Source organism: Pseudoxanthomonas sp. SGT-18 (assembly GCF_003931645.1).
In the GTDB taxonomy this organism is placed as follows: Bacteria; Pseudomonadota; Gammaproteobacteria; order Xanthomonadales; family Xanthomonadaceae; genus Pseudoxanthomonas.
In genome coordinates this window covers 74,182-101,134 of the sequence record NZ_RRYJ01000001.1, presented here as the reverse complement: position 1 = coordinate 101,134, position 26,953 = coordinate 74,182, and the positions used below count along the sequence as shown (strand labels likewise).

Below are 26,953 nucleotides of genomic sequence, written 5' to 3'. Positions count from 1 at the left end.
GGGGCCGGGGACATGGGTCGCATCATGCGCCCGCCGCGGCGCGGCGGGCGCGTGCCGGGCTCAGGGCTGGGCGTCGAAGCGCGCCAGCGCGGTGGCCAGGGCCTCGCCCATCATGCGCAGGAACAGGGTGCCCATGCCCGGGTAGAAGCGGTTCGGGTCGTGGCTGCCGACCGCGACCAGGCCGGTGCCGGCCAGCGGCAGCAACGCGCTGGACTGCACCTGCTCGCGCGCCTGCCCGTACAGCACCGCGTTCTTGTCCGCTTGCAGGCGCCCGCACAGCGGCTCGCCGGAGGCCAGCGCGTCGCGGAACGCGCCCAGTTCCGGCGCGTCCTCGGTCACCACGCGCAGCCACTCGGCGTCCTCCAGGCCCGCCACCGGGCGGAACGAGACGATCCGCACCAGGTCGCCGGCGAAGTCCTCGGCCAGCGAGGCGGCCATCGCGCGCAGGGTCTCTGCGCGGCTGTCCTGGCGCATCAGCGACAGGGTCAGCTGGTGGGTGCGCACCGCCAGCTGCTCGTTGACCTGGGCGTTGGCCGACAGGTCGGCCAGCCGCCGCGACAGCTCGCGGTTCTTCTCCCGCAGCACCTCCAGCTGGTAGCTGGCCAGCGAGGCGGTGCGTCCGTCCTCGCGCGGCACCACCAGGCTTTGCGCCAGGTCGGGGAACTGCTTGAGGAAATCCGGGTGCCGGCGCAGCCAGGCAGCCACCTCGTGCGCGCCGAGTTTCTCCTGGGTCTCGCTCATGCCTGCCACTCCCCTTCGAATACGAATGCGGCCGGTCCGGCCATGATGATCGGTGCGTCGTCGGCCGCCCAGCCGATGCGCAGGTCCCCGCCCGGCAACGACACCGTGGCCTGCCGCGCGATGCGGCCGCGCCGCACCAGCGCGGCCACCGCGGCGCAGGCGCCGCTGCCGCAGGCCAGGGTCTCGCCCACGCCGCGCTCGTACACGCGCAGGCGCACGTGGTCCGGCGCCAGCACCTGGGCGAAGCCCACGTTGACCGACTGCGGGAACGCGGGCGAGGCCTGCAGGGCGGCGCCAAGCCCGGCCACGTCGGCTGTGCCCACGTCGCCTACCTCGATCACCGCGTGCGGATTGCCCATCGACACCGCGCCAAACACGACGCGGCGGCCATCGAGCTCCAGCGCGTACTCCGCCGCCTCGGCCTCGAACCCGGCCAGCGGCACCGCAGCCGGGGCGAAGCGCGGCGCCCCCATGTCGACCGCGTAGCGGTCGTCGCCCAGTACCTGCACCTGGTGGATGCCGGCGGGGCTGTCGACCACGAAGCGTTCGCCGCGGGCGGCACCGTCGCGCACCAGCCAGGCGGCCACGCAGCGCGCGCCGTTGCCGCACTGCCCCGAGGGGCTGCCGTCGGCGTTCCAGATGCGGTAGGCGGCCACCGCGCCGGCGCTGCGCGGCGGCTCGATGGTCAGGATCTGGTCGCAGCCCACGCCGCGGTGGCGGTCGGCCAGGCGCGCGGCCAGTGCCGCGTCCGGCGGTGGGCTGCCATCGCGCAGGTCCAGCACGACGAAGTCGTTGCCGGCCCCGTGCATCTTGCTGAAGCGCAGGCGCTCAGCCATCGCCATCGTCCGCGCCTGCGTCCTCCGGCACGGGCAGCGGCCCGGCCGGGGTGGTGGGAACGTCGCCCGGCGCGGGCGCGTCCGGCTCCACCGGGGAACTGGCCGGCGGCGCGGGCGCCGGGTCCTCGACCGGGACCGGCTTCTGCGGCATGACCAGCGGGCCCTTGTTGCCGCAGGCGGCCAGCAGCGGCAGCGCGGCAAGTGCCAGGAGGAAGGCGGAACGTCGGATGGTGTCCATGCGCCGAGTATAGCGACGCGCTGGTGTAGGCCGGTTCGCCGGCTGCCATTCACGGCGGCGGATCGGCGCCCTCCGGTGGCTCCGGGCGCAGCCACAGCCAGGTGCCGACCACGGCCATGCAGGCAACCGGCAGCACCACCATCCAGGCGCGGTGCGAGGGCACGGCCAGCATCACCCCCAGCAGGACCGCGGCGCAGGCGAGCATCGCCCAGGTCGCCGCCCATTTGGCCCGGCGTGGTACCGCGCGGTGCTGGCGCCAGGCGCCAATCACCGGACCGAAGCGCGGATGCTCCAGCAGCCGCCGTTCCAGCCGCTCGGAGCCGCGTGCCGCGGCCCAGGCCGCGACCAGGATGAAGACCGTGGTCGGCAGGCCCGGCAGGAAGATGCCGAGGATGCCCACGCCGAGGCTGGCGTAGGCCAGCAGCCACCAGGCCCAGCGGAAGCGGTCGCGGTTGCCCATCGGCGCATCATAGGCCGGCGGGCGTGGCGCGTCCGTGGCCGCCCGGCCACGGACGCTGCAGGAAGGCATGGCGTGCGCGGGCGGCAGGCCCGCGCACGCGCCCGGGTCAGGGCTTTTCGGCCACGCCCAGCTGGTCGAGCACGAAGGCGTAGTACTCGGCCTGCTCGCGGAAGCGGCGGAAGCGGCCGGACTTGCCGCCGTGGCCGGCGTCCATGTTGGTGCGGAACACGATCGGCGCGCTGCCGGTGTTGAGGTCGCGCAGCTTCGCCACCCACTTGGCCGGCTCCCAGTACTGCACCTGCGAGTCCCACAGGCCGGTGCCGACGAACATCGCCGGGTAGGCCTGGGCGCGCACGTTGTCGTACGGGGAGTACTTGAGCATGTACTCGTAGTACTGCGGCTGCTCCGGGTTGCCCCACTCGTCGTACTCGTTGGTGGTCAGCGGGATCGACGGATCGAGCATGGTGGTGACCACGTCCACGAAGGGCACCTGGGCCACGATCACCTTGTAGTCCTGCGGCGCCTGGTTGGCCACCGCGCCCATCAGCAGGCCGCCGGCGCTGCCGCCCATGGCCGCGACCCGGCCCGGCGCGGCATAGCCCTGCGCGACCAGGGCGCGGGTCACGTCGACGAAGTCGTTGAAGGTGTTCTGCTTGCGCAGCAGCTTGCCGTCCTCGTACCACTTGCGGCCCAGTTCCTGGCCGCCGCGGATGTGGGCGATGGCGTAGACCACGCCGCGGTCCAGCAGGCTCACCACCGGGCCGTTGAAGCCCGGGTCCATGGAGATGCCGTAGCTGCCGTAGGCGTACTGGAACAGCGCCGCGGTGCCGTCCTTCCGGAAGCCCTTGCGGTAGACCAGCGACACCGGGATGCGCACGCCGTCGCGCGCCTCCACCCACAGCCGCTCGGTGGCGTACTGCGACGGGTCGTAGCCCGGCACCGCCTGCTGCTTGAGCTGGCGGCGCTCGCCGGTGGCCACGTTGAGCTCGTAGGTGGTGGCCGGGGTGGTCAGCGAGGTGTAGCCGTAGCGCAGCCACTGGGTGTCCGGCTCGGCGTTGACCGACAGGCCCATCGAGTAGGCCGGCTCGTCCGCCGCCACGTACTGCTGGCTGCCGTCGGCGCGCAGGATGCGCACCCGCTCCAGGCCGCCGGAGCGCTCGCCGACCGCGGTGAAGCCGTCGAACAGCTCGTACTCCTCGATGAACACCTCGGGGTCGTGCGGCAGCCAGTCCTGCCACTGCTTGCGCGAGGTGGCGTCGCTGGGCGCGGTGACCAGCTTGAAGTTGGTGGCGCCGTCGGCGTTGGTGCGGATCACCCAGCGGCCGCCGTGGTGGTCGGCGTCGTACTCCACGTCGCGCTGGCGCGGCGCCAGCACCCGGAACTCGCGCGGGTCCGCGGCCGGGGCGTAGCGGACCTCGGAGGACACGGTGCTGTCCAGGCCGATGGTGATGTACTTGTCGTCGCGGGTGCGGCCGATGCCCATGTAGAAGGAATCGTCCTCCTCCTCGTACACCAGCTGGTCCTGCTCCGCCGGGGTGCCCAGCACGTGCTTCTTCACGCGCACGGTCAGCAGCGTTTCCGGGTCGTTCTCGACGTAGAACAGGGTGCGGTTGTCGTCGGCCCACACCAGGTTGGGCGAGACGCCCTTGATGGTGTCCGGGTAGACCTCGCCGGTGGCCAGGTTGCGGAAGCGGATGGTGTACTGGCGGCGGCCGACGTCGTCCTCGGCCCAGGCCAGCAGGGTGTTGTCGGGGCTGACCTCGTAGTCGCCGACGCTGAAGTAGTCCTTGCCGGCGGCCAGCTGGTTGACGTCCAGCAGCACCTGCTCGGCGGCGAAGTCGCCGGCCTCGTTGGCGGCCTGGATCGCGACCGCGTCCACGCCGGGGCCGTCCTTGCGGCGGGCGTGGACCGGGTAGTCCTTGCCCTTCTCGTAGCGCGAGTAGTACCACCAGCCGCGCTCGCGGTACGGCACCGAGCTGTCGTCCTGCTTGATGCGCGCGACGATCTCCCCGTACAGCTTCTCCTGCAGCGGCTTCAGCGGCGCCAGCAGCTGGTCGGCGTAGGCGTTCTCGGCCTCCAGGTAGGCCAGCATGCGGCGGTCCTGGCGGGTGTCGTCGCGCAGCCAGTAGTAGTCGTCCTGGCGGGAGGCGCCGAACGGGGCGGTCACCGTGAACGGCTTGCGCTCGGCGTCGGGCGGGGCGGCGATGGCGGGGGGCGTGGTCATCAGCAGGGCAAGTGCGAACAGGAAGGGCATTCTCATCGATGCGGTCCCGGGATGGAAAACGGAAGGGTCCGCGCGCGCGCGGACCCCGGAACCAGGCGCCCCCGGCCGGGGCCGGGGGCGCGAGGGATCACTTCTTGGCCTTGGCCGGCTGGCTCAGGCGCTGCCAGAGGAAGGCGTAGGCCAGCGCGCTCATGTGCGCGGCCTGGGCATTGTTGGCCGCGCCGCCGTGGCCGCCCTCGATGTTCTCGTAGTAGGTCACGTCCTTGCCGGCATCGATCATCTTCGCCGCCATCTTGCGCGCGTGGCCCGGGTGGACGCGGTCGTCGCGGGTGGAGGTGAGGAAGATCACCGGCGGGTACTCCTTCGCCGGGTCGAACAGGTGGTACGGCGAGAAGGTCCTGATGAACTCCCAGTCGGAAGTGTCCGGGTTGCCGTACTCGGCCATCCACGAGGCGCCGGCCAGCAGCTTGTTGTAGCGCTTCATGTCCAGCAGCGGCACCTGCACCACCACCGCGCCGAACAGCTCCGGGTACTGGGTCAGCATGTTGCCGGTCAGCAGGCCGCCGTTGCTGCCGCCCTGCACGCCCAGGTGCTGCGGCGAGGTGATCTTGCGCTTGACCAGGTCCTGCGCGACCGCGGCCATGTCCTCGTAGGCCTTGTGCCGGTTCTGCTTGAGCGCGGCCTGGTGCCAGCGCGGGCCGTACTCGCCGCCGCCGCGGATGTTGGCCACCGCGTACACGCCGCCGCGCGACAGCCAGGCGCGGCCGAGGCCGCCGGAGTACGACGGGGTCAGCGAGATCTCGAAGCCACCGTAGCCGTACAGCAGGGTCGGCGCCTTGCCGTCCAGCTTCAGGTCCTTCGGCCGCACCAGGAAGTACGGCACGCGGGTGCCGTCCTTGCTGGTGGCGAAGTGCTGCTCGATCGCGTGCTTGCTGCTGTCGAAGAACGACGGCATCGACTTCAGCTGCTCCGGCGGCTGGCCGATGGCGGCCAGCGACAGCGTGGTCGGGGTCAGGTAATCGGTGGCGGTCAGCCACACCGCGTCGGATTCGTCGCTGTCCACCGCGCCCACGGCCAGGGTGCCGAACGCCGGCGCGCCCACGAACTCGCTGCGCTTCCAGCCGCCGGCGGCCGGGGTCAGCACGTGCAGGCGGTTCTTCACGTCCTCCAGCACGTTGAGCACCAGGTGCGAGCGGGTCCAGGCGAAGCTGGCCAGCGAGCTGCGCTCGGTCGGCTCGAACAGCACCTCGAACTCGCGCTTGCCGGCCATGAACTCGTCGAAGTTGGCCGCCAGCAGCGAACCGGCGGCGTAGGTGCGGCCGCCCACGGACCACGGCTCGCGCAGCTCCAGGGTCAGCCACTGGCGCTTGACGCCCTTGTTGGCCGAGTTGGGCGCGTCGACCTTGGCCAGCTTGCCGTCCTTCCCGACCAGGTACAGCTCGTCGTTGTAGAAGGCGATGGTGCGGCTGACGAAGTCGCGCTCGAAGCCCGGGGTGTCGTCGTGGAAGGCGGCGATGTACATGTCGTCGTCCTTGCCCTCGTACACGACCTCGGCCGACTCCAGCGGGGTGCCGCGCTTCCAGCGCTTGACGATGCGCGGGTAGCCGGACTCGGTGGTCGAGCCGTCGCCGAAGTCGGTGTAGACGTAGACGGTGTCCTGGTCGATCCAGTTCAGGCCGCCCTTGGCCTCGGGCCGGAAGAAGCCGCCCTCGACCCAGGCCTTGCGCTTGAGGTCGAACTCGCGGGTGACGTCGGCGTCGGCGCCGCCGCGCGACAGCGCGATCAGGCAGCGCTCGTAGGCCGGGCGCAGGCAGTCGGCGCCGTGCCACACCCAGTTCTCGCCCTCGGCCTTGTTCAGCGCGTCGAGGTCGAGGATCGTTTCCCAGGCGGGATTGGGCTTGCGGTACTCCTCGAGCGTGGTGCGGCGCCAGACGCCGCGCTCGTGGTTACGGTCCTTCCAGAAGTTGTAGTAGTACCCGCCGATCTTCTGCACCCCGGGGATCTTGGCGTCGGAGTCCAGCACCTCGCGGATGCCGGCCTCCATGGCCTTGAACTCGGGCGTGGAGGCGAGGGCGGCGTCGGTCCGGGCGTTCTGGGCGCGGACCCAGGCCAGCTGGCGCTCGCCGGTCACGTCCTCCAGCCACTGGTAGGGATCGTCGGCCATGTTGGGCTCCTGGGCATGGGCCACCCCGGCGGCGGCGAGACCGGCGACGAGGCAGGCCTGGGCAAGACGCGACATACGCACTCCGTGAAACTGGGACAGCCGGCGAAGCTAGCACAGCGCCCGCCGGACGTACGCATGCCGATGGTCAGGGGCCCGTGGCGGTCCCGGCCGCGCTCAGGCGGCGGCGCGGCGGCCGAAGCCGGAAGCCCGGCGCCCCCCGCGGCGGCGGGCCTGGACCCGCGGCCGCAGCTGGCGCAGGCGGCGCGCGGCGGCCGGCAGCGCCGGCGGCAGGCGGAAACGGTGCAGCGCCCACCATGCCGCCAGCGGCATGCCCACCAGCCACAGCGGCCACCAGCCGATCCACTCGGAGGAACCGCGCAGCGGCGGCACCAGGCATACGCCCAGCAGGCCGGTGGCGAACCAGTAGCGCAACAGCCTTTCCAGGTTCGATTCCGGAGCCCCGGCGGCTTCGGGTTGGCGGGGGGCGGCGGCGGGGGTAGGCGACCAGTTCGACATGGCTGCGGCTCCTTGTTGGGAGGCGCAGGTTGCCGGGGGGCCATCTCACCGGCTGCGATGGTGTACCCCTCCGCCTGCGGGGAGGTCGGGGGCGAGAGCCGGGCTCCAGCCGCAGCGATCACTGCCAGGGCCTACGGAAGCACACCGACTTTGCGGGCAATGCTGCAACCGGTGCCCGCGCCCGGGGAGCCCGGAGTTCCGCTTCTTGCGGGCCCCAGCCGGCGCCGGGTTGCCGGGCCCTTCCCCTATCCCCGGGAGGAAGAGGGAAGCATGGCCCCCGCCTCAGCGGTCGTACTGCGCCAGCGCCAGCGAAAGCAGGCTCTTGGCCTGCTCGCGCAGCACCGCCGGCTCGACGATCTCGGCATCGGCACCGTAGTGCAGCACGTCCATCAGCAGCTCGCGCGAGACGCTGTAGGGCACCTTCAGCTCGTAGCGGCCGTCGGGCAGGAAGCGGCCCTGCTGGCGCGAGTGCCAGTGCTCGTCGGCCACCCAGCGCGCGACCTTGGGGCTGAACACGATGGTCGCCCAGCCCTTGGGCTCGCCGGAGAAGATGCCGTAGCTGGAAGCGAAGTGCTGGTCCAGCACGCCGTCCTCGACATCGTGCGCCGGCTCGTCCAGCAGCCGCGCCTGGCTGATCCGGTCCACGGCGAAGCTGCGCAGGCCCTCGCGCTCGTGGTCCCAGGCATCCAGGTACCAGTTGTCGCGGTAATGGGTGATCCGCTGCGGCGAGACCTTGCGCCGGGTGATCTCGTCGGTGGAGCGGGCGCGGTATTCGAAGGCCAGGCGCTTGCGCTCCAGCACCGCCGAGGCGACGGTGCGGAAGCTGGTCTCGTCCAGGCGGCGGCCGCGGTGCGGGATCACCCGCACCCGCTCCACCGGCCAGCGGCTGGTGCCAGCCTGGGCGGCAAGCAGGCCCTCGATGCGCTGCTGCAGCGGCGCCAGCACGCTGGACAGCACCCCGGCGCCGGTGCGCCGCAGCAGCTGCTGCGAGGCCAGCAGCGCGTACAGCTCCTCGGAGCTGAGCCACAGCCCCGGCAGCTCGAACCGCTCGCTCTCGGCCGCCGCGTAGCGGAAGCCCGCCTCGCCGTCGCCCTCCACCGGCGCCATCAGCGCGTCGCGCAGGAAGGCCAGGTCGCGGTAGACGGTGGCCCGGGAGCAGCCCAGCTCCTCCTGCAGCCGCGGCACGGTCACCGGGTAGCGCGCCGCCTTGAGGATGCGGTGCAGCGCGTTGATGCGTTCGTAGCGGTCCATAGGCTCCGATTATGCTCGGTTGCAGTCGCCCGGGCGATGACGGTCCCGCGCCGGGGCGACGGGCGCGCCGCCTGCGCCGACGGAAGCGCCGGTGCCCGGCGGCGGACGGTGGCAGAATCGCCGGTGCAGGGGAACGCGGCCTCGCCGCCATCCGGGGAATCACGATGCAGCGGATCGAACACACGCCGGGCGCGCATGAGCGCGGCCGGTCCGGCGCCACGCCGGGACTTCGCCACCTGGTCCATGCCATGGGTGCGCTGGCCGCGGCCGGCGCCGGGCTGCTGGTGTGGCTGGCGCTGAGCAGCGCGCTGCTGCACGGCCGCGGCGCGGACATGCAGCGCCTGGTCCAAGTGCAGTGCGCCGGCCTCGGGCTGGCACTGGTGCTGGCCAGCCTGGTGGCGCCTGCCCTGCTCCGGGCTGCGCCCTCGCGGCCACGCGACTACGCGCGCATCGCCTGGCCGCTGGCCCTGCTGGCCGGGGTGGCCGTGCTGGCGCTGCGGTTGTGGCCGGGCGCCGGCGGTGCCTGGCTGGGTCCGGCCGCGGGCCTGGCCTGCCTCGGCGCGCTGGTCGCGCTGGCGACCCTGCCCTGGCTGGACGCAGCGCCGCCAGGATCGCCCACCAGCCTGCGCCTGCCGCTGCAGCTGGTGCTGGGCCTGCTGTGCGGCGCCGCCCTGCTGTTCGCCCTGGTCGCCGTGTTCTGGCCCGGGCCGATGCCCGCTGCCGCGCCCCTGCCCTCGCTGCTGCTGCTCGGCGCGATGGTCGCGGCCCTTCTGCTGGCTGACTGGCATGCCAATGGCGGCCTCCGCGCGGCGTTCGCCGACCGCATCCGGGTGGCGTCGCTGGTCCTGCTGGTACTGCTGCCCTGGCTGCTGACCCTGGCGCTCTACCTGGATCCGCGCTGGCCGCGCCTGGCCTGGCCGGCGGCGGCGCTCAGCATCCTGGCCGGCGCGGTGCTGGAACAGGCCGGCCGGCGCGACGCGCGCTGACCGCCTTCAGAGGAACTCGCCGGCGCCGCGCTCGAGCAGCTCGGCGGCCAGGCGCGCGCCCAGCGCCCGGGGCTCCGCCGCCGGGCCCTCGCCTTCGGCCCGCACGGCGCGGCCGTCGGCGGCCGAACCCACCAGCGCCTGCAGGTTCAACGTCCCGCCCTGAAGCTCGGCATAGGCGGCCACCGGCACGTGGCAGCTGCCGTGCAGGCCGCGGTTGAGCGCGCGCTCGGCTTCGATCACGGCGCGCGTGGGCGCGTGCTCGAGCACCGACAGCAGGCCGATGGTGCGCGCGTCGGCGGCGCGGCATTCGCACGCGACCACCGCCTGCGCCGGGGCCGGCAGCCACTGCGGCGGCAGCAGGCGGGCGCGGATGCGCGCGTCCAGGCCCAGGCGCTGCAGGCCGGCGCAGGCGAGGATGATGGCGTCGTACTCGCCGGCGTCGAGCTTGGCCAGGCGGGTGTTGACGTTGCCGCGCAGGTCGCGCAGTTCCAGGTCCGGGCGGCGCGCGCGCAGCTGGGCCTGGCGGCGCAGCGACGAGGTGCCCACGCGCGCGCCCTGCGGCAGTGCGTCCAGGCCGGCGTACGCGTTGCTGACGAAGGCGTCGGCCGGATCGGCCCGCTCGAGCACGGCCGGCAGCACGAAGCCCGGCTCCAGGTCCATCGGCACGTCCTTGAGCGAGTGCACGGCGCAGTCCGCCTCGCCGCGCTCCATCGCAACCTCCAGCTCCTTGAGGAACAGCCCCTTGCCGCCGATCGCGGCCAGCGAGCGGTCGAGCACCTCGTCGCCGCGGGTGCTCAACGGCACCAGCACCACCTCCAGGCCGGGATGGGCCGCGCGCAGGCGGGCGGCGACGTGTTCGCTCTGCCACAGGGCGAGCGGGCTCTTTCGGGTGGCGATGCGCAGGATGTCCATGCGCGCATTATCGACGATGGCGCGTCCCCGGCGCCGGCGGGCTTATTGCAGGGTCTGGCGCAGCTGCGGCACGCAGCGGCGGCTGACCTCCAGCGGCGGGCCGCCGTGGCGCAGGATCGCGCGCACCTGGCCGTCCGGCGAGCGGCGCAGTTCCAGCAGTTCGCGGCGTGCCACCAGGCAGCTGCGGTGGATGCGCACGAACATGTCGCCGAATTCCTCCTCCAGCGACTTCAGCGATTCCTCGATCAGGTCCTGGCCGCGGGCGTGGTGCACGACCACGTACTTCTCCTCGGCCTGGAGGTAGTACACGTCCTCCAGCGGGATCACCCGCAGGCTGCCGCGCAGGCGCGCGCACAGCTGGGTGCGGCGCGGCGCCACCACCGGGCGCCCGGCGAGGAAGGTGCGCACCCGTTCCAGGGCCACGGCCAGGCGCTCGGGGCGCACCGGCTTGACCAGGTAGTCGATCGCCGCCACCTCGAACGCGGACAGCGCGTGGGCGTCGTAGGCGGTGCAGAACACCACCGCGGTGGCCGGGTTGGCCTCGGCCAGGCGGCGCGCGGTCTCCAGCCCGTCCATGCCCGGCATGGCGATGTCCAGCAGCACGGCGTGGGGACGGTGGGCGGCGCAGGCGTCCAGCACCTGGTCGCCATCGCCGGCCTCGGCCACGACATCGACCCCCGAATTCTCGGAAAGCAGCATCCGCAGGCGCTCGCGCGCCATCGGCTCGTCGTCGGCAATGACCAGCTTCAGGTTATGCATCTGGCAGGGGCAGCGTGACCTCGCAGGCATAGTAGCCGTCGGCCCAGCCGGCCGTCACCCGCGCCTCGGGGCCGAACCGCCAGGCCAGGCGGTGGGCGATGCTGCGCTGGGCGTGCCCGGCGCCACGCTGCAGCGGCAGCGACTGCGCCTCCGGGCCCGGCGCCGGATTGCCCACCCGCAGGTACAGGCACTGGCCCTGGCACCACAGGCGGATGCTGACCTTGCCTCCGCCGGGCAGACGCGAGATGCCGTGCAGCACCGCGTTCTCCACCAGCGGCTGCAGTACCAGGCGCGGCACCGGCAGGTCCCACGGCAGCGGCTCGCGCTTCTCCCACTCCACCCGCAACCGCTCGCCCAGCCGCAGCTGTTCGATCGACAGGTACTGGGAGGCCAGCTCGCATTCGGCCGCCAGGGTGGACTCGCCCTCGCCCGCGCCCAGCGCGGCGCGGAACAGGTCCGACAGGTCCAGCACCGCGCGCTCGGCCAGCACCGGGTCGCGGCGCAGCAGGCCGGCGATCAGGTTCATGCTGTTGAACAGGAAGTGCGGGCGGATGCGCGCCTGCAGCGCGTCGGCCTCGGCGCGGGCGTTGGCCTCGGTCTGCGCGGCCCAGCGGTCGCTGACGTAGAAGTGGCGCAGGGCCAGCGCGGTGATCAGGGTGGTAACGGCGGCACTGCCGCCGGCGAAGCGCCACAGCCCCACGCCCAGCGGCTCGATCCCCAGCGCGGTATAGAGCCCGTGCACGATGCCCGCGCAGACCAGGGCGACCAGGGTCGCCATCGCCACCGCGGCGACCGCGCCCAACCGCTGCGGCAGGCGCGAAATGGGCACGCGCAGCTTGCACAGCAGTACCGCCACCCCCAGCGCCAGCCACAGCGCGAAGCCGCTGGCGTAGACGAAGCGTGCCAGCGGCCAGCCCTCGTCCTGGCCCGGCGTGGGCACCAGCGCGAGCACCACCACCACCAGCTCGGCCAGGCCGAGCAGCGCGGCCAGCCGCGGCAGCCGGCACAGGTCCGGGAACCAGGGAAGCTCGCGCCGCGGGTCGCGCATGCTCAGCCGGCGGCCAGCCGCCGCTCCAGCCAGTCGCCGAGGTCGGCGATCTCCTGCGCGCAGACCTGGTGGGCCATCGGGTAGTGGTGCCATTCCACCTCGAAACCCGCCTGCTCCAGCGCGCGCGCGCTGGCCTGCCCGTGCTGGAAGGCGACCACCGGGTCGGCGCTGCCATGGGCGAAGAACACCGGCTGGGCCACCGCGTTGGGCTCGCGCGCGGCTGCCGCCGCGGTGCCGCCGGGCAGGTAGGTGGACAGGGCGACCAGGCCGGCCAGCGGCTCGCGCCGGCGCAGGCCGGTGGCCAGGGTGATGGCGCCGCCCTGGGAGAACCCGGCCAGCAGCAGGCGCGAGGCGGGGATGCCGCGCTCGGCCTCGCGGGCAATCAGGGCCTCGACCTGTTCGATCGATTCCTCCACCCCGGCCGCGTCGGCGCGGGTGGCGAAGTCCATGCCGACGATGTCGTACCAGGCGCGCATCGGTACCCCGCCGTTGATGGTCACCGGGCGCACCGGCGCGTGCGGGAACACGAAACGCAGCGCCGGCCAGTGCGGACGCACCAGCTCCGGGACGATGGGGGCGAAGTCGTGGCCGTCGGCGCCCAGTCCGTGCAGCCAGAGCACGGTCCATTGCGGGTTGGCGCCGGTTTCCTGTTCGACGGTCTGCAGCAGCATGGGATTCCCCGGAAAACGAAGCCCCACAGTATGCCCGCTGGCGGCAGGCGCCGCCGCGGGCACCGTCGCGGCTCAGGCGCGGGCGCGCAGTTCGGCGGCGCGGCGCAGCACCGGCGGCGGCTGCAGTTCCTCGGGGATGCACAGCAGGCGGTGCCGGCGCAGCCACTGGCCGGCCTGGCGCGAGGAGGTCAGCCACACGGTCGGGATCGACAGCACCATGCCGGCCACCACCGGCAGCATCCACAGCGCCAGCCCGGGCGACACCGCCCAGGACAGCAGGCCCATGAACGCGCCGAACAGGGTGATGCCGCCGTAGCTGCGCACCAGCGCCGACAGCGGCACGCTGCCGTCGTCGCGCTGCTGCGCTTCCCAGCCGGAATCGCGGCCGGCCAGCACCTCGGCCACGCCGCGCGACTGCCGGAACATCACGATCGGCGCCATCAGCGCGGCCAGCACGCTCTCGATCAGCACGCCGGCGAAGGCGCGCGCCGCGCCGCCGCAGCCACGGCGCTCGGCCGGGTCGGCGAGCATGGCCAGGAAACCCAGGATCTTGGGCAGGAACAGCACCAGCATGGTCGCGGCGAACAGCCAGGCCACGCGCTCGGCGTCGTGCCGGGTCCAGTACTCGATCGGCGAGAACCCGGCCAGCTGGAAGCCGTCCCAGGCCAGGTCGGCGTGGTACAGCGGGATCGCCAGGCCGACCAGCATCAGCATGGCCCACATCGGCGCGGTGAAGTAATGGCCGATGCCGACCAGCATGTGGCTGCGGCTGACCCAGTGCAGGCCGGCGCTGCCGACCACCTTCATGTGCTGCAGGTTGCCCTGGCACCAGCGGCGGTCGCGCACCATCATGTCGCTCAGCGAGGGCGGGCCCTCCTCGTAGCTGCCGCCCAGCTCCGGCACCAGGTGCACGGCCCAGCCGGCGCGCCGCATCAGCGCCGCCTCGACGAAGTCGTGGCTCAGCACGTGGCCGCCGAACGGCTCCCGCCCCGGCAGCTCCGGCAGGCCGCAGTGCGCGGCGAAGGCCTCGGTGCGGACCATCGCGTTGTGGCCCCAGTAGTTGCTCTCGGCACCGTGCCACCAGGCCACGCCATGGCCAATCACCGGGCCGTACACGCGCCCGCCGAACTGCTGCATGCGCGCGAACAGGGTGTTGCCATTGACCACCCGCGGCAGGGTCTGCAGCAGGCCCACGCCCGGATGCGCCTCCATCGCCCCGGCCAGGCGCACCAGGGTCTGGCCGCTCATCACGCTGTCGGCATCCAGGATCAGGAACTGCGGGTAGGCGCCGCCGAAGCGCTGCACCCAGTCGCCGATGTTGCCGGCCTTGCGCCCGCGGTTGTCCGAGCGGCAGCGGTAGAACAGCCGGCCCTCGGCGCCCAGGCGCTCGCGCAGGGCGCGGAACTGCTCGACCTCGGCCGCCACCACTTCCGGGCGGCGGCTGTCGCTGAGCACGAAGAAATCGAATGCGTCCAGCTGCCCGGTGGCGGCCACCGACTCGTACACCGCCTGCAGGCCGGCCAGGACCCGCGCCGGGTCCTCGTGGTAGGTCGGCATCAGCAGCGCGGTGCGGGTGCGCAGGCGCGGCAGCGGGCCGTCGGCCGACAGCCCCAGCGGATTGCGCCGGCGGGACAGCAGCACGCAGAAGCCGGCGAAGGCGGTCACCGCCGACAGCGCGATCCAGGCGAACAGGGCCACGAACAGGCCCAGCAGGATCAGGTCCAGCAGGCTCAAGCCGCCAATGCGCAGCACCTGGGTCATGCCCAGGCTGGCGGCGGCGGTGAGCACGGCGGTGGAGCCGACCACCGCGGCGCGTCGCCAGCCGACGCGGGCCGGCGAGGTGGCCGGCCGGACCCTGGCCAGCTCGCCTTCGCGCAGGGACTGGCGCGGCATCGGCAGCGGCGTGGCCGGCGGCAGCCAGGCCTCGGCGGCCAGCGGCCGCGGGGACGGCAGCGGCGCGGGGCACCGCTGGACGGCGGGGCCGGTGGATTCGATGACTTGCAACACGGGTGTCTCCCTCGGTCGCATTCCGGAGCCCGGTGAGGGGCCGGAGGAAAGCGTCGCATCATTGTGCGCCGCACCAAGGGGCTGGGCACGGGGTTGCAGTATTCCCGTTCAGCCGCGTGTTTGCCTTGCGAAGGGTTGGTTAGCCGTGGTTTTGTGACATCAGTCCTGTTCTTCCGGCGGCACCACCAGCCCGTCCGGATCCACCGCCAGGCGTCCGGCCATCAGCACGGCCTGGGTGCGGTTGCCCACCCCCAGCTTGCGCAGCACCGCGGTGACGTGCGCCTTGATGGTCGCCTCGGACACGCCCAGGTCGTAGGCGATCTGCTTGTTCAGGCGGCCCTCGCCCAGCATCTGCAGGACCCGGAACTGCTGCGGGGTCAGCTCGCGCAGGCGCTGGGCCACTTCCTGCTCGTCGCGGCTCAGCGCCGGGGCGGCGGCCGCAGCCGCCGGCGCCCAGCGCTCCCCGTCCAGCACCGTGCTGATGGCGGTGCCGATGGTCTCCGAGTCGGCCGACTTGGGAATGAAGCCCAGCGCGCCGTGGTCCAGCGCCCGGCGCATCACCCCCGGCTCCTCCCGCGCCGAGACCACCACCACCGGCAGCTGCGGGTGCTGGGCGCGCAGGTGCACCAGGGCGCTGAAGCCGTGCGCGCCGGGCATGTTCAGGTCCATCAGCAGCAGGTCCGCGTCCGGATGCGCCTCCACCAGCGCGTACAGCGCGTCCACGCTGTCGGCCTCGTGCAGCTCGGTGCCCGGCAGGATCCGCTGCACCGCCCCGCGCAGGGCCTCGCGGAACAGCGGATGGTCGTCGGCGATCAGGATGGTCATAGGGGCCGTGATTGGGGATGCGTGATTCGCGGTTCGCAAAAGCGGGGGCGGCCGGACCGCCGCCCCGATGGTGACCGAAGCGGGCGCCTCGCTCTTCCGAATCACCAATAACTAATCACGAATCACGACCTCATTTCACCTTGCGCTCGGAGACCAGCGACTCGACCACCGACGGATCGGCCAGGGTCGAGGTGTCACCCAGCTGGTCCGGGGCGTTCTCGGCGATCTTGCGCAGGATGCGGCGCATGATCTTGCCCGAGCGGGTCTTGGGCAGGCCGGCGGCCCACTGCAGGTGGTCGGGGGTGGCGATCGGGCCGATCTCCTTGCGCACCCAGGCCACCAGCTCCTTCTGCAGCTCGTCGCTGGGCTGCTCGCCGGCCTTGAGGGTGACGTAGGCGTAGATGCCCTGGCCCTTGATCTCGTGCGGGAAGCCGACCACCGCGGCCTCGGCCACCTTCGGGTGCGCCACCAGTGCGCTCTCCACCTCGGCGGTGCCGATGCGGTGGCCGGAGACGTTGATCACGTCGTCGACGCGGCCGGTGATCCAGTAGTAGCCGTCCTCGTCGCGGCGGCAGCCGTCGCCGGTGAAGTAGGTGCCCGGGTAGGTGCGGAAGTAGGTGTCGATGAAGCGCTGGTGGTCGCCGTAGACCGTGCGCATCTGCCCCGGCCAGGAATCCAGCAGCACCAGGTTGCCCTCGGCCGCGCCCTCGAGCACGCGGCCGTCGGTATCGACCAGGGCCGGGCGCACGCCGAAGAACGGGACCGTGGCCGAGCCCGGCTTGAGGTCGACCGCGCCGGGCAGCGGCGAGATCAGGATGCCGCCGGTCTCGGTCTGCCACCAGGTGTCCACGATCGGGCAGCGGCCGTCGCCGACCACGTCGTAGTACCAGCGCCAGGCCTCCGGGTTGATCGGCTCGCCGACGCTGCCAAGCAGGCGCAAGCTGGAGCGGCTGGTCTTCTTCACCGGCGCCTCGCCCTCGCGCATCAGCGCGCGGATCGCGGTCGGGGCGGTGTAGAAGATGGTGACCTGGTGCTTGTCGATCACTTCCCAGAAGCGCGACACGCTCGGGTAGTTGGGCACGCCCTCGAACACCAGCGAGGTGGCGCCGTTGGCCAGCGGGCCGTAGACGATGTAGCTGTGGCCGGTGACCCAGCCCACGTCCGCGGTGCACCAGTAGATGTCGTCCTCGCGCAGGTCGAAGATCGCCTCGTGGGTGTAGGACGCGTACAGCAGGTAGCCGCCGGTGGTGTGCAGCACGCCCTTCGGCTTTCCGGTCGAACCGGAGGTGTAGAGGATGAACAGCGGATCCTCGGCGTTCATGCGCTCCGGCTCGCACTGCGCCGGCTGGCCATCGACCACGTCGTGGAACCAGCGGTCGCGCGGGGCCTGCATGTCGACCGCGCCGCCGGTATGGCGCACCACCAGCACGGTCTCGACGGTATTGGTGCCCGGCAGCTTCAGCGCGGCGTCGACGTTGGCCTTCAGCGGGATCTTCTTGGCCCCGCGCAGGCCCTCGTCGGCGGTGATGATCAGCTTGCTGCCGCAGTCGGCGACGCGGTCGGCGATGGAGTTGGGCGCGAAGCCGCCGAACACCACCGAGTGGATCGCGCCGATGCGCGCGCAGGCCAGCATCGCCACCACCGCGTCGGGGATCATCGGCAGGTAGATGGTGACGCGGTCGCCCTTGCCGACGCCGAGGTTGCGCAGGGCGTTGCCCAGCTTGCACACCCGCTCGTACAGCTGGCGGTAGGTGACCTTCTGCACCGGCGCGGACGGGTCGTCCGGCTCGAACAGGATGGCGACCTTGTCGCCGCGCTTCTCGAGCTGGCGGTCCAGGCAGTTGACCGAGGCGTTGAGCTCGCCGTCGGCGAACCAGCGGATGCGGAAGTCCTCGAGCTTGTAGCTGACGTCCTTGATGACGGTCGGCTTGCGGAACCAGTCCAGGCGCTCGGCCGCCTTCGCCCAGAAGCCCTCGGGATCCTCCACCGATTCGCGGTAGAGGCGCTGGTAGTCGTCCTTGCCGATCCTCGCCTTGGCGGCGAACTCGGGCTTGACGGGGTACAGGTCGGACATGGCTTCCTCCTCCAGATGCCAGTGACTGGACGCCGCGCGGGGGCGTGCGGCAACGGCCCAAGTTTGACGCAAGGGCCGTGACGCAATGCAGCAGTATGGCTACTACCTTGGTCGATAGATGCACTGCAGCATGGCGGCCTTGCGCGCGCGGATCCCGCAACGGCGGGCCCGGATGTCCGGCCGCCCGGCGTTTTCGACTAATGGCGAATAGGCGCTTGCCCGGCAGCGTGCGAAGTCTGGCCGCGCAACCGGCCGCAGAGGGGCGTCGGTCGCCATTTCGAGCACTCATTCGCAGAGGGAGAGGAGGGGCAATGAGCATGCATCCCGCAAGACTGGTGCGCAGGCCGCTGGCAGCCGCAATGCTGCTCGCGCTTGCCGTGCCCGGCGCCGCCATGGCGCAGAGCGACCGCGAGAAGGAACTTGAGGCGAGGGTGGCCGAACTGGAGCGCCAGGTGCAGGCGCTGCTGACCACTCAGCAGCAGCAGGCGGCGCAACCGGCGGCACCGGCGGTCCCGGCCGGCAAGCAGCCGGTGCAGGCCACCACGATCACGCCCAACGCCAACCCGGGCACCACGTTCTCGTACACCGGCTTCATCAAGATGGACGCGATGGTCACCGAGACCAGCGACGGCCGCATCGCCGACGGCTCGTCGGGCCGGCTGTTCTACGTGCCCAGCACCATCCCGGTGGGCGGCGCCGGCGCCGACGGCGGCGACCCGTACACCGACTTCCATGCCCAGTTCTCGCGCTTCGGCCTGGGCGTGGACCACGTCACCGCCAACGGCGACAAGTTCAAGGGCTACGTCGAGGCCGACTTCTTCGGCGGCGGCAGCAACGCCCTGGCCGGCAACGAGACGGCGACCAACACCTACGCCGTCACCCTGCGCCACGCCTACGTCAGCTGGAACAACTGGCTGGCCGGCCAGACCTGGTCCAACTTCATGGACGTGGCCGCCCTGCCCGACGCGGTGGACTTCGTCGGCCCGACCGACGGCACCGTGTTCGTGCGCCAGGCCCAGGTGCGCTACACCAAGGGCCCGTGGTCGGTCTCGCTGGAGAACCCGCAGACCACGGTCAACCCGTACCTCAGCGCCGCGGCGCGCTTCAACAGCGGCGACAACGTCCTGCCCGACCTGACCGCGCGCTGGCTGACCAAGGGCGACTGGGGCCACTTCACCGTCGCCGGCCTGGTGCGCCAGTTCAAGTGGCTGGACGAGACCGAGACCGGCGCCGCGCTGAGCGTGTCGGGCAAGTTCAACCTCGGCGCCAGCGACGACATCCGCTGGGCGGTCAACGGCGGCAGCGGCATCGGCCGCTACCTGGCGTTCGGCATCGGCAGCGACGTGGTGGTCGACGCCAACGGCGCGCTGCACGCGCAGGACGGCTACGGCGGCTTCGTGGCCTGGCGCCACGTGTTCAGCCCGAAGGTCCGCACCAACCTGATGTACGCGGCCTCGCACTTCGACAACGACACCAGCCTCACCGGCTACGGCGCGACCGAGCGCACCCAGTCGTTCCACGCAAACCTGATCTACTCGCCGTTCCCGAAGCTGGACGTTGGCGCGGAAATCAGCTACGGCCAGCGTTCCCTCGAGGATGACCGCGAGGGCGACCTCAAGCGTCTGCATACCTCCATCAAGTACAGCTTCTGAGGAAGGGGATCCCTATGAGCACCACGGCAGCATCCGCCTCGCCCAAGGGCGAGCTCACCTCGGGCCACAAGAAGGTCATCTTCGCGTCGAGCCTGGGTACCGTCTTCGAGTGGTATGACTTCTACCTCTACGGCTCGCTGGCGGCGATCATCGCCAAGCAGTTCTTCAGCGGCGTCAACCCGACCACGGGCATGATCTTCGCGCTGCTGGCCTTCGCCGCCGGCTTCTTCGTGCGTCCGTTCGGCGCGGCCTTCTTCGGCAGCCTCGGCGACCGCATCGGCCGCAAGTACACGTTCCTGGTCACCATCCTGATCATGGGCATCTCGACCTTCCTGGTCGGCGTGCTGCCCAACTACGCCTCGATCGGCATGGCCGCCCCGGTCATCCTGATCATCCTGCGCCTGGCCCAGGGCCTGGCCATGGGCGGCGAGTACGGCGGCGCGGCCACCTACGTGGCCGAGCACGCGCCCGCCAACCGCCGCGGCCTGTACACCAGCTTCATCCAGACTACCGCGACCCTGGGCCTGTTCCTGTCGCTGCTGGTGATCCTGGGCTGCCGCCTGTCGCTGGGCACCGAGGCGTTCGAGGACTGGGGCTGGCGCATCCCGTTCCTGGCCTCGATCGTGCTGCTGGGCATCTCGGTGTGGATCCGCCTGCAGCTGAGCGAGTCGCCGCTGTTCCAGGAGATGAAGGCGCAGGGCAAGGGCTCGAAGATGCCCTTCCGTGACTCGATCAAGACCGGCAACCTGAAGCTGATGCTGCTGGTCCTGTTCGGCGCCACCGCCGGCCAGGCCGTGGTCTGGTACTGCGGCCAGTTCTACGCGCTGTTCTACCTGCAGAGCATGCTCAAGGTCGACTCCACCGTCGCCTACCTGCTGATCGCCGCGGCGCTGGCCCTGGCCACCCCGTTCTTCCTGTTCTTCGGCTGGCTGTCGGACAAGATCGGCCGCAAGAAGATCATCATGGCCGGCTGCCTGCTGGCCGCGGTGACCTACTTCCCGATCTTCAAGGGCCTGACCCACTTCGCCAACCCGGCGGTGGAGGAAGCCGCGCGCACCTCGCCGGCGGTGGTGGTGGCCGATCCGGAAACCTGCAGCTTCCAGTTCGACCCGGCCGGTGTCCGCAAGTTCACCAGCTCCTGCGACGTGGCGACCGCCGCGCTGGCCCGCGCCGGCGTGCCGTACACCATCCAGCCGGCGGCCCCGGGCTCGGTGGCCGAGGTCCACATCGGCGACCGTCCGGTCACCTCGTACGACGCCACCGGCCTGGCCGGCGACGAGCTGAAGGCCAAGCAGGGCGAGTTCGGCGGCGCGCTGAAGGCTGCCCTGGTCGACGCCGGCTATCCGGACAAGGCCGACACCGCCCGGATCAACATGCCGATGACGATCCTGCTGCTGTGGATCCTGGTGATCTACGTGACCATGGTCTACGGCCCGATCGCCGCCTACCTGGTGGAGCTGTTCCCGACCCGCATCCGCTACACCTCCATGTCGCTGCCGTACCACATCGGCAACGGCTGGTTCGGCGGCTTCCTGCCGGCGATCTCCTTCGCCCTGGTGGCGGCTTCGGGCAACCTGTACTACGGCCTGTGGTACCCGATCATCATCGCGGTCATGACCCTGGTGATCGGCACCCTGTTCCTGCGCGAGACCAAGGACGTGGACATCACCGCCTGACCCTCCGCGGCAGGCAAGGCCGGTCCCGCGCGGACCGGCTGCAGCACCCGGCGCCGGCCCCCGTGGGCCGGCGCTTTTTCTGCCGCGCGTGGCCCGCGGCCGGCCGGCAGGCAGGCAGGCACGGCCTGGCATCCCCTGCCCTGCAACGGCCGACACCGGACGCGACGGCGCCATCGGCCAGTGCCCCCGCGCCGCTGGGCCGCGACCGTTGTCCGCGCAGGCGCAGCACGCCCGGGAATGGAGGGCGCGGAACACGACACCAGCACGGCCGGTGGGCCGTCGCGGCGCAGTCCGGACAAGCGCAGCACGCCCGGGAGAACGGAAGGCGGGGCCCGTGCCAACCGGTGCACACCCGGGACTGCGGCTGTGGCCGCGGCCTGCCACGGACCATGGAGACGGCAGCGGCCGGCAGGCGCCGGGCGCCGGACCGCGCCGCGGTTCAGTCCCCGCGCACGCCGCGTCCGCGCAGGCGTCCGGCGGCGGCGGCCTCGTGCAGGGCCAGGCCCAGCAGGATGCCGGTCAGCGCGGCATAGGCGCTGGTGGTGGTCTGGTGCGCGAACATCGACTGGGTAAGCCCGCACAGGGCGAACACCACCACCAGCATGGCGCCGCCGGCGGCGATCCCGCGCATGCGCGGCACGCCGGTGCGCCAGGCCAGGTGCAGGAACAGCGCCAGCGGCACGCCGTACAGCAGCAGCAGCGAGACCAGGCCGGGGATGCCCATGGTCGCGGCCCACTCGGCCAGGTCGTTGTGGGCGTGGCCCAGGTCGCAGCGCTCGGCCGGATGCGGCTCGCGGCAGGCCGGCAGCTGCTCGCGCATGGCGCGGTCGAACTGGGCAAAGCCCACCCCGGTCCAGGGCCGCTCGAGGAAGGCGTCGACCGCCACCTGCAGCCGTTCCAGGCGCGCGCCGGCGGAGGAATCGTGGTCGCCGGCATCGATCCGTTCGATGTCCTGCTGCAGCTCGACCAGCCGCATCTGGTGGCTCATCCCGGGCACCACCCCCACCAGCGCCACCACGCCGGCCAGGCCGGTGGCCAGCAGCAGCACCCGGTAGCGCCAGCTCTGCCAGCCGCTGCCCAGCACCACCGCGGCCAGCAGCAGCAGCAGCCCCGGCCAGGTCCCGCGGGTGCCGCTGAACAGGATCGCCACGGTGCCGCAGACCACTCCGAACACCGCCCAGTGCCAGCTGCGCGGCGGCCGGCAGAACACCGCCAGCACCATCAGCAGCAGGACCACGTCGGCAAACACGATCGCGTTGACCCAGCCGGAGGCGCGCCCCAGCCCGGTGGCGACCTGGACGAAGGCCAGCACCACCGCGCAGGCCAGGCCGGCCATCGCCCCGCGCCACAGCCAGCTGGCCGGCGGACGCAGGGCCCAGGCCCAGGCCATCGTCCACGGCAGGACCAGCAGGCGGTCGCGGCTCTCGATGCCCCCGCCGCCGGCCCAGTGGCTGGAAAGCAGGGCCACGCCCATCGCCAGCAGGGCCGTCGCGGCCACTGCCGCCAGCGGCCAGCCGATGCGGCGCGCGCCGGCGACCACGCCGGGCACCAGCAGGGTGGAGACGAGCAGCAGCAGGCCGAACGGGAGCAGTCCCTTGGGCAGGGTCAGGGCCAGCGCCGGCAGGCACCACAGCGCGCAGGCCGCACAGCGCCGTGCCCAGTGCAGCCGGTGTCCTTCCATGCGGTCGTCGTCACTCCCCACTCTTTCCTCGGCTTGCGTGCGCGGCGAGCCGCACATGGTCGCCGCGCCACGCGGAACGAAGGCTGAGCCGGCGCCGGCGCTCACTCCTCCAGGTCCCGCGCCTGCCCGGCGGCCGCGCGCGCGCGCTCCTCCGGGGTGGCCTCGCAGGGGGCCACGACCGCGTCCGGCGGCACCAGGTACCAGCGGCGGCGGTTGGAAATGCCGGCCAGCTCGATCCGCTGCGGGTCCAGGCAGTGCTCCAGCGCGTCCTCCAGCACCAGCAGCCAGCGGTCCGGGGCCTGCGCCTGCCAGGCCACCGCCAGCTGCAGCTGCTCGTCCCAGGGACGCTTGAAGCCGAAGGTCGCCGCCGGGCGGTCGGCCATCAGCAGGTTCTGCTCCTTCCACGCGACCAGGCCCAGCTCCGCCTCCGGGCCGATGCGGCGGCCGGCCGCGGCCATCACCCCGCGCGCGGAACTGGCGTCGTTGAGCAGGCCGTAGCCGACCAGCCCGAACACCACCCACAGCCCCGCCAGGGTGGCGGACAGCGCCGCCACCGCGCGGCGGCGGAAAGCCAGCACGCAACCCAGGCCCCAGGCGCCGATCGCCAGCAGCATCCAGCCGCCGGCGACGATGCCCTGCGGATCCAGGCCGCGCTGCTCGCGCAGCCGCTCCGGCAGCGAACCGACGCCGGACAGCACCGAGGCACCGCCGGCCAGGAACAGCAGCGCCACCAGCAGCGCCAGCGCCAGCAGCAGCGCGCGCGGCAGGCGCCGGCGCAGGATCCCCGGCAGCAACGGCGCCAGCGCCAGGCACATCATCGGCAGCGCCGGCATGATGTACACGTCGCGCTTACCATCGGGGATGGAGAAGAACACCAGCACCAGCAGCCACCAGGCCAGCGGCAGCAGGTAGCGCGGGTCGCGCCGGCGCAGGCGCCGGCGCCAGGCCGGGATCGCCCACGGCAGCGCCAGCACCGCCGGGATCCACATGCTCGCCATCACCCCCAGGTGGTACCAGGCCGGCTGGTGGTGGTCCCAGGACTGCGAATAGCGCTTGGCGGTCTGCCGCAGCAGGATGTCGTGCAGGTAGGCGCGATACTCGGGCAGGTCCTGCGACAGCGCCACCGCGAGCACCGGCACCAGCCACACCGACACCGCGCCGAGGAACGCCAGCGGGCCCAGCCAGAAACGGCGGTCGCGCGCGTGTACCCGCACCCGCGGCCAGCCGCGCACCGCGGCGATCGCCGCCGGCAGCACCATCAGCAACGCCAGCGCGCCCACGCCCTTGGTGATCGTGCCCAGGCCGGCCGCGGCCCAGCCCAGGGCCCACCAGCGCCAGGCCGGGCCCAGCAGCAGGTGGCGCAGCAGGCCGTAGTTGGCCAGGGTGATGAAGAAGGTGACCAGCGGGTCGATCTGCGCCTTCTTCGCCTGCCAGGTGAACTGGAACGCGAACAGCAGCGCCCACGCCGCGTACAGGCCCACGCGCCGGGTCCACAGCCGGCCGGCCAGGTCCTGCACGCACCACAGCGTGCCCAGCGCGGCCAGCAACGAGGGCAGCAGGAACGCCACCCGCCAGTTGCCGGTCACGGTGTAGAACGCGGCCTGCAGCCACATCAGCATCGGCGGCTTGTCCGAGTACAGCTCGGTGCCGCGGTGCGGGAACAGCCAGTTGCCGCTCTCCACCATCTGCTTGGCCACCAGGGCGAAACGCGGTTCGTCGGCCGGCCACGGGTCGCGCAGGCCCAGGCCCGCGCCGAGTACCAGCAGGGCCAGGGTCCAGAACAACCAGAGGTCGCGCTTGCGCAGGTCCTGTATCGGCATGGCCGTGGCTCGGGTTGGCGGGGATCAGGTCACTCGGATTTGCGCAGGCGCGCGTAGAAGAAGCCGTCCATGCCGTCCTCCCCGGTCAGGCGCTGGCGGCCGGGACCGGCGGCATGGCCGAACGCCTCCGGCAACGGCACTGCGGCCGCGTCCGGGGTACGGGCCAGGAACGCCTCGACCTGGCCGGCGTTCTCCTCCGGCAGGATCGAGCAGGTGGCGTACAGCAGGATGCCGCCCGGGCGCAGCAGCGGCCAGACCGCGTCGAGCAGGCGCGCCTGCGCGGCGACCAGGGACTCGATGTCCTCGGGACGGCGGTGCAGCAGGATGTCCGGCTGGCGCCGGACCACGCCGGTGGCCGAGCACGGCGCATCCAGCAGGATCGCGTCGAAGGTGAAACCGTCCCACCACAGTGCCGGGGTGGTGGCGTCGACCGGGCGCAACTGCACGCGCTCGCCGAGCAGGCCGCCGCGGCGCAGGGTGTCTTCCACCCGCGCCAGCCGGCGCGGGTCCACGTCCAGCGCCAGCAGTTCCAGCGTGGGGTCGCGCTCGAGCAGGTGCGCGGCCTTGCCGCCGGGGGCGGCGCAGGCATCGAGCACGCGCGCGCCCGGCTCCGGGGCCAGGGCGTCGGCCGCCTGCTGCGCCGAGCCATCCTGGACCGCGACCAGGCCTTCCTCGAAACCGGGCAGGGCCGCCACCGGCACCGGCTCGTCCAGGCGCAGGCCGTCGGCCAGGCGCGGATCGATGCTGGCGGCGATGCCCGCCTCCTGCAGCCGCGCGCGGTAGGCCTCGCGACCGGCCAGCCTGCGGTTGACCCGCAGCCACAGCGGCGCGGCATGCGCGCTGGCCGCGAACACCGCGGCCGCGTGCTGCGGCCAGGCGGCCTCGACCTTCTTCCGCAGCCATTGCGGCCAGGCCGCGGCCGGATCGGCGGCCGGGAAACCCTCGCGCTGGGCACGGCGCAGCAGCGCGTTGACCAGGCCCGCCTGGTGCGGACGGCCCAGCGCGCGCGCGGCCTCGACCGTGGCATCCAGGGCCGCGTGCGCCGGCAGCTGCAGCGCGTCGAGCTGGGCGCAGCCGGCCAGCAGCAGGGCCACCAGGGAACCGTCGCCGGCGCCCGGCGGCCTGGCCAGCCAGCCGCGCAGCGCGGCCTCGTAGCGGTGGCGTCCGCGCAGCGCGGCGAACACCACCGCCTCCAGCAGGGCACGGTCGCGCGGATCGGCCAGGCGCGGCAGCACCGGCGCCAGCTCGGACTTCAGCGAGCGGCCGCGGTGCACCACCGCGTCGAGCACGCGCGCGGCGTGCACGCGCACTTCCACGCCGGGGGCCAGCGGCCGCTCCGGGCGCGGGTGCGCAGGGCGTCGTGCGGGCGGACGCGGCGCAGGCATCCGTCAGCCAGCCACCAGGTCGCGGCGCGCGTTGAGCCAGTCGGCCGCGGTGATCGCGCGGCCGCCGTCGCGCTGCACCGTGCGCAGGCGCAACACGCCCTCGCCGCAGGCGATGTCGATGCCCTCGCGGCTGGCGCCGAGCAGGGTGCCGGGCGCGGCGCCATGGGCCTGGTCCAGCGCCACCGCGCCGTGGATGCGCAGGCGTTCGCCGGCCACCTGGGCCTCGGCCACCGGCCACGGGTTGAATGCGCGCACGGTGCGCGCCAGCTCGGCCGCCGGGCGGCTCCAGTCCAGCCGCGCCTCGGCCTTGTCCAGCTTGTGCGCGTAGGTCACGCCCTCGGCGGGCTGCGGCCGCGGCACCGGCCGGATCCCGGCGCGCAGCAGGCCCAGGCCGTCGCCCAGTACCTGCGCGCCCAGCTCGGCCAGGCGGTCGTGCAGCTGGCCGCCGGTCTCGGCCTCGCCGATGGCGGTGCGCTGTTCCAGCAGCACCGGGCCGGTGTCCAGGCCGGTTTCCATCTGCATCAGGCACACGCCGGTCTCGGCGTCGCCGGCCTGGATCGCGCGCTGGATCGGCGCGGCGCCTCGCCAGCGCGGCAGCAGCGAGGCATGCACGTTCCAGCAGCCGTGGGTCGGGATGGCGAGCACGGCCTTGGGCAGGATCAGGCCGTAGGCCACCACCACCATCAGGTCCGGCCGCAGCGCGCGCAGCTGTTCCTGGGCGGCGGGGTCGCGCAGGCTTTCCGGCTGGTAGACCGGGATGCCACGGGCCACCGCCTCCAGCTTCACCGGCGAGGCCTGCAACCCGCGGCCGCGGCCGGCGGGCCGGTCCGGCTGGGTATAGACGGCCACCACCTCGCCGCGTTGCGCGGCGACGCGCAGGGAAGGCACCGCGAACTCCGGGGTGCCTGCAAATACGATCCTCATCGGGTCATCGTCTCCAGATGGCCCGTCCGCCCGCGGGCGGTACGGGGGCCGGCCGGCGCGCCGCCGGCGGCCCGGGGGGCTGCGGGGCGCCGCCGCGGCGGGG

Annotated in this window: 22 protein-coding genes; 3 read left to right on the top strand and 19 right to left on the bottom strand. The window is 72.6% G+C overall.

What is annotated here, in order from left to right:
* Positions 1 to 60 precede the first annotated feature (60 nt).
* The 8 genes from EIM47_RS00460 to EIM47_RS00425 form a co-directional block, all read right to left on the bottom strand.
* Positions 61 to 741 (bottom strand): DUF484 family protein, encoded by a 681-nt coding sequence (locus tag EIM47_RS00460; protein ID WP_125075783.1) that lies wholly within the window; start codon positions 739 to 741, stop codon positions 61 to 63.
* Positions 738 to 1,583 carry a diaminopimelate epimerase gene (dapF, locus tag EIM47_RS00455; protein ID WP_019398823.1) on the bottom strand — a complete coding sequence of 282 codons (846 nt, stop codon included), beginning with the start codon at positions 1,581 to 1,583 and terminating at the stop codon, positions 738 to 740. Before dapF ends, EIM47_RS00460 begins: the two co-directional genes overlap by 4 nt.
* Complete coding sequence (locus tag EIM47_RS00450; protein ID WP_125075782.1) at positions 1,570 to 1,815, bottom strand: lipoprotein; 246 nt, start codon at positions 1,813 to 1,815, stop codon at positions 1,570 to 1,572. The genes dapF and EIM47_RS00450 overlap by 14 nt, the downstream gene beginning before the upstream one ends.
* Positions 1,816 to 1,864: 49 nt before the next feature.
* Positions 1,865 to 2,275: a YbaN family protein gene (locus EIM47_RS00445; RefSeq protein WP_019398825.1), complete on the bottom strand. Its 411-nt coding sequence runs from the start codon at positions 2,273 to 2,275 to the stop codon at positions 1,865 to 1,867.
* A gap of 106 nt (positions 2,276 to 2,381) precedes the next feature.
* Positions 2,382 to 4,529 (bottom strand): S9 family peptidase, encoded by a 2,148-nt coding sequence (locus tag EIM47_RS00440; protein ID WP_240626112.1) that lies wholly within the window; start codon positions 4,527 to 4,529, stop codon positions 2,382 to 2,384.
* A gap of 97 nt (positions 4,530 to 4,626) precedes the next feature.
* Complete coding sequence (locus EIM47_RS00435) at positions 4,627 to 6,738, bottom strand: prolyl oligopeptidase family serine peptidase (RefSeq protein WP_125075780.1); 2,112 nt, start codon at positions 6,736 to 6,738, stop codon at positions 4,627 to 4,629.
* A 99-nt stretch (positions 6,739 to 6,837) separates the two neighbouring features.
* A complete protein-coding gene (locus tag EIM47_RS16150) occupies positions 6,838 to 7,179 on the bottom strand; it encodes a hypothetical protein (RefSeq protein WP_026010563.1) in 342 nt (113 codons plus the stop codon).
* Positions 7,180 to 7,461: 282 nt separating this feature from the next.
* Entirely contained in the window at positions 7,462 to 8,430 is a 969-nt protein-coding gene (locus EIM47_RS00425; protein WP_028914427.1) for a YafY family protein, read from the bottom strand.
* A 164-nt stretch (positions 8,431 to 8,594) separates the two neighbouring features.
* Between EIM47_RS00425 and EIM47_RS00420 the strand changes: the two genes are divergently transcribed.
* A complete protein-coding gene (locus EIM47_RS00420; protein ID WP_125075779.1) occupies positions 8,595 to 9,416 on the top strand; it encodes a hypothetical protein in 822 nt (273 codons plus the stop codon).
* Positions 9,417 to 9,422: 6 nt separating this feature from the next.
* On the opposite strand, the gene hemC is transcribed toward EIM47_RS00420, so the two are convergent.
* From hemC to acs, 7 genes are all read right to left on the bottom strand, one after another.
* Positions 9,423 to 10,328, bottom strand: a complete 906-nt coding sequence (gene hemC / locus EIM47_RS00415; protein WP_125075778.1) for a hydroxymethylbilane synthase — start codon at positions 10,326 to 10,328, stop codon at positions 9,423 to 9,425.
* A gap of 42 nt (positions 10,329 to 10,370) precedes the next feature.
* On the bottom strand, positions 10,371 to 11,087 hold the full coding sequence (locus tag EIM47_RS00410; RefSeq protein ID WP_205948682.1) for a LytTR family DNA-binding domain-containing protein: 717 nt from the start codon (positions 11,085 to 11,087) through the stop codon (positions 10,371 to 10,373).
* Entirely contained in the window at positions 11,080 to 12,135 is a 1,056-nt protein-coding gene (locus EIM47_RS00405; RefSeq protein WP_125075777.1) for a histidine kinase, read from the bottom strand. The genes EIM47_RS00410 and EIM47_RS00405 overlap by 8 nt, the downstream gene beginning before the upstream one ends.
* A gap of 2 nt (positions 12,136 to 12,137) precedes the next feature.
* Positions 12,138 to 12,806: a dienelactone hydrolase family protein gene (locus EIM47_RS00400; RefSeq protein WP_125075776.1), complete on the bottom strand. Its 669-nt coding sequence runs from the start codon at positions 12,804 to 12,806 to the stop codon at positions 12,138 to 12,140.
* 72 nt (positions 12,807 to 12,878) lie between these two features.
* The gene (gene mdoH, locus EIM47_RS00395) at positions 12,879 to 14,813 is read right to left on the bottom strand and encodes a glucans biosynthesis glucosyltransferase MdoH (protein ID WP_240626110.1); all 1,935 of its coding nucleotides are present in this window, start codon (positions 14,811 to 14,813) and stop codon (positions 12,879 to 12,881) included.
* A gap of 159 nt (positions 14,814 to 14,972) precedes the next feature.
* Positions 14,973 to 15,638 carry a response regulator transcription factor gene (locus EIM47_RS00390; RefSeq protein WP_019398978.1) on the bottom strand — a complete coding sequence of 222 codons (666 nt, stop codon included), beginning with the start codon at positions 15,636 to 15,638 and terminating at the stop codon, positions 14,973 to 14,975.
* A 130-nt stretch (positions 15,639 to 15,768) separates the two neighbouring features.
* Positions 15,769 to 17,712 (bottom strand): acetate--CoA ligase, encoded by a 1,944-nt coding sequence (acs, locus tag EIM47_RS00385; protein WP_019398979.1) that lies wholly within the window; start codon positions 17,710 to 17,712, stop codon positions 15,769 to 15,771.
* A 311-nt stretch (positions 17,713 to 18,023) separates the two neighbouring features.
* Here acs and EIM47_RS00380 point away from each other — a divergent pair, with 311 nt between their 5' ends.
* Positions 18,024 to 19,364 (top strand): DcaP family trimeric outer membrane transporter, encoded by a 1,341-nt coding sequence (locus tag EIM47_RS00380; protein ID WP_026010601.1) that lies wholly within the window; start codon positions 18,024 to 18,026, stop codon positions 19,362 to 19,364.
* A 14-nt stretch (positions 19,365 to 19,378) separates the two neighbouring features.
* Positions 19,379 to 21,040, top strand: a complete 1,662-nt coding sequence (locus EIM47_RS00375) for an MFS transporter (protein ID WP_019398981.1) — start codon at positions 19,379 to 19,381, stop codon at positions 21,038 to 21,040.
* 439 nt (positions 21,041 to 21,479) lie between these two features.
* Here the strand turns inward: EIM47_RS00375 and EIM47_RS00370 are convergent, their stop codons facing one another.
* The 4 genes from EIM47_RS00370 to fmt all read right to left on the bottom strand — a co-directional run bounded on the left by EIM47_RS00370 (position 21,480) and on the right by fmt (position 26,850).
* On the bottom strand, positions 21,480 to 22,721 hold the full coding sequence (locus EIM47_RS00370) for an O-antigen ligase family protein (RefSeq protein ID WP_125075775.1): 1,242 nt from the start codon (positions 22,719 to 22,721) through the stop codon (positions 21,480 to 21,482).
* Positions 22,722 to 22,822: 101 nt separating this feature from the next.
* A complete protein-coding gene (locus EIM47_RS00365) occupies positions 22,823 to 24,541 on the bottom strand; it encodes a glycosyltransferase family 39 protein (RefSeq protein ID WP_125075774.1) in 1,719 nt (572 codons plus the stop codon).
* A 29-nt stretch (positions 24,542 to 24,570) separates the two neighbouring features.
* Positions 24,571 to 25,926 carry a 16S rRNA (cytosine(967)-C(5))-methyltransferase RsmB gene (gene rsmB / locus EIM47_RS00360; protein ID WP_164514518.1) on the bottom strand — a complete coding sequence of 452 codons (1,356 nt, stop codon included), beginning with the start codon at positions 25,924 to 25,926 and terminating at the stop codon, positions 24,571 to 24,573.
* Positions 25,927 to 25,929: 3 nt separating this feature from the next.
* The gene (fmt, locus tag EIM47_RS00355) at positions 25,930 to 26,850 is read right to left on the bottom strand and encodes a methionyl-tRNA formyltransferase (RefSeq protein WP_019398985.1); all 921 of its coding nucleotides are present in this window, start codon (positions 26,848 to 26,850) and stop codon (positions 25,930 to 25,932) included.
* Between the last annotated feature and the right edge of the window lie 103 nt (positions 26,851 to 26,953).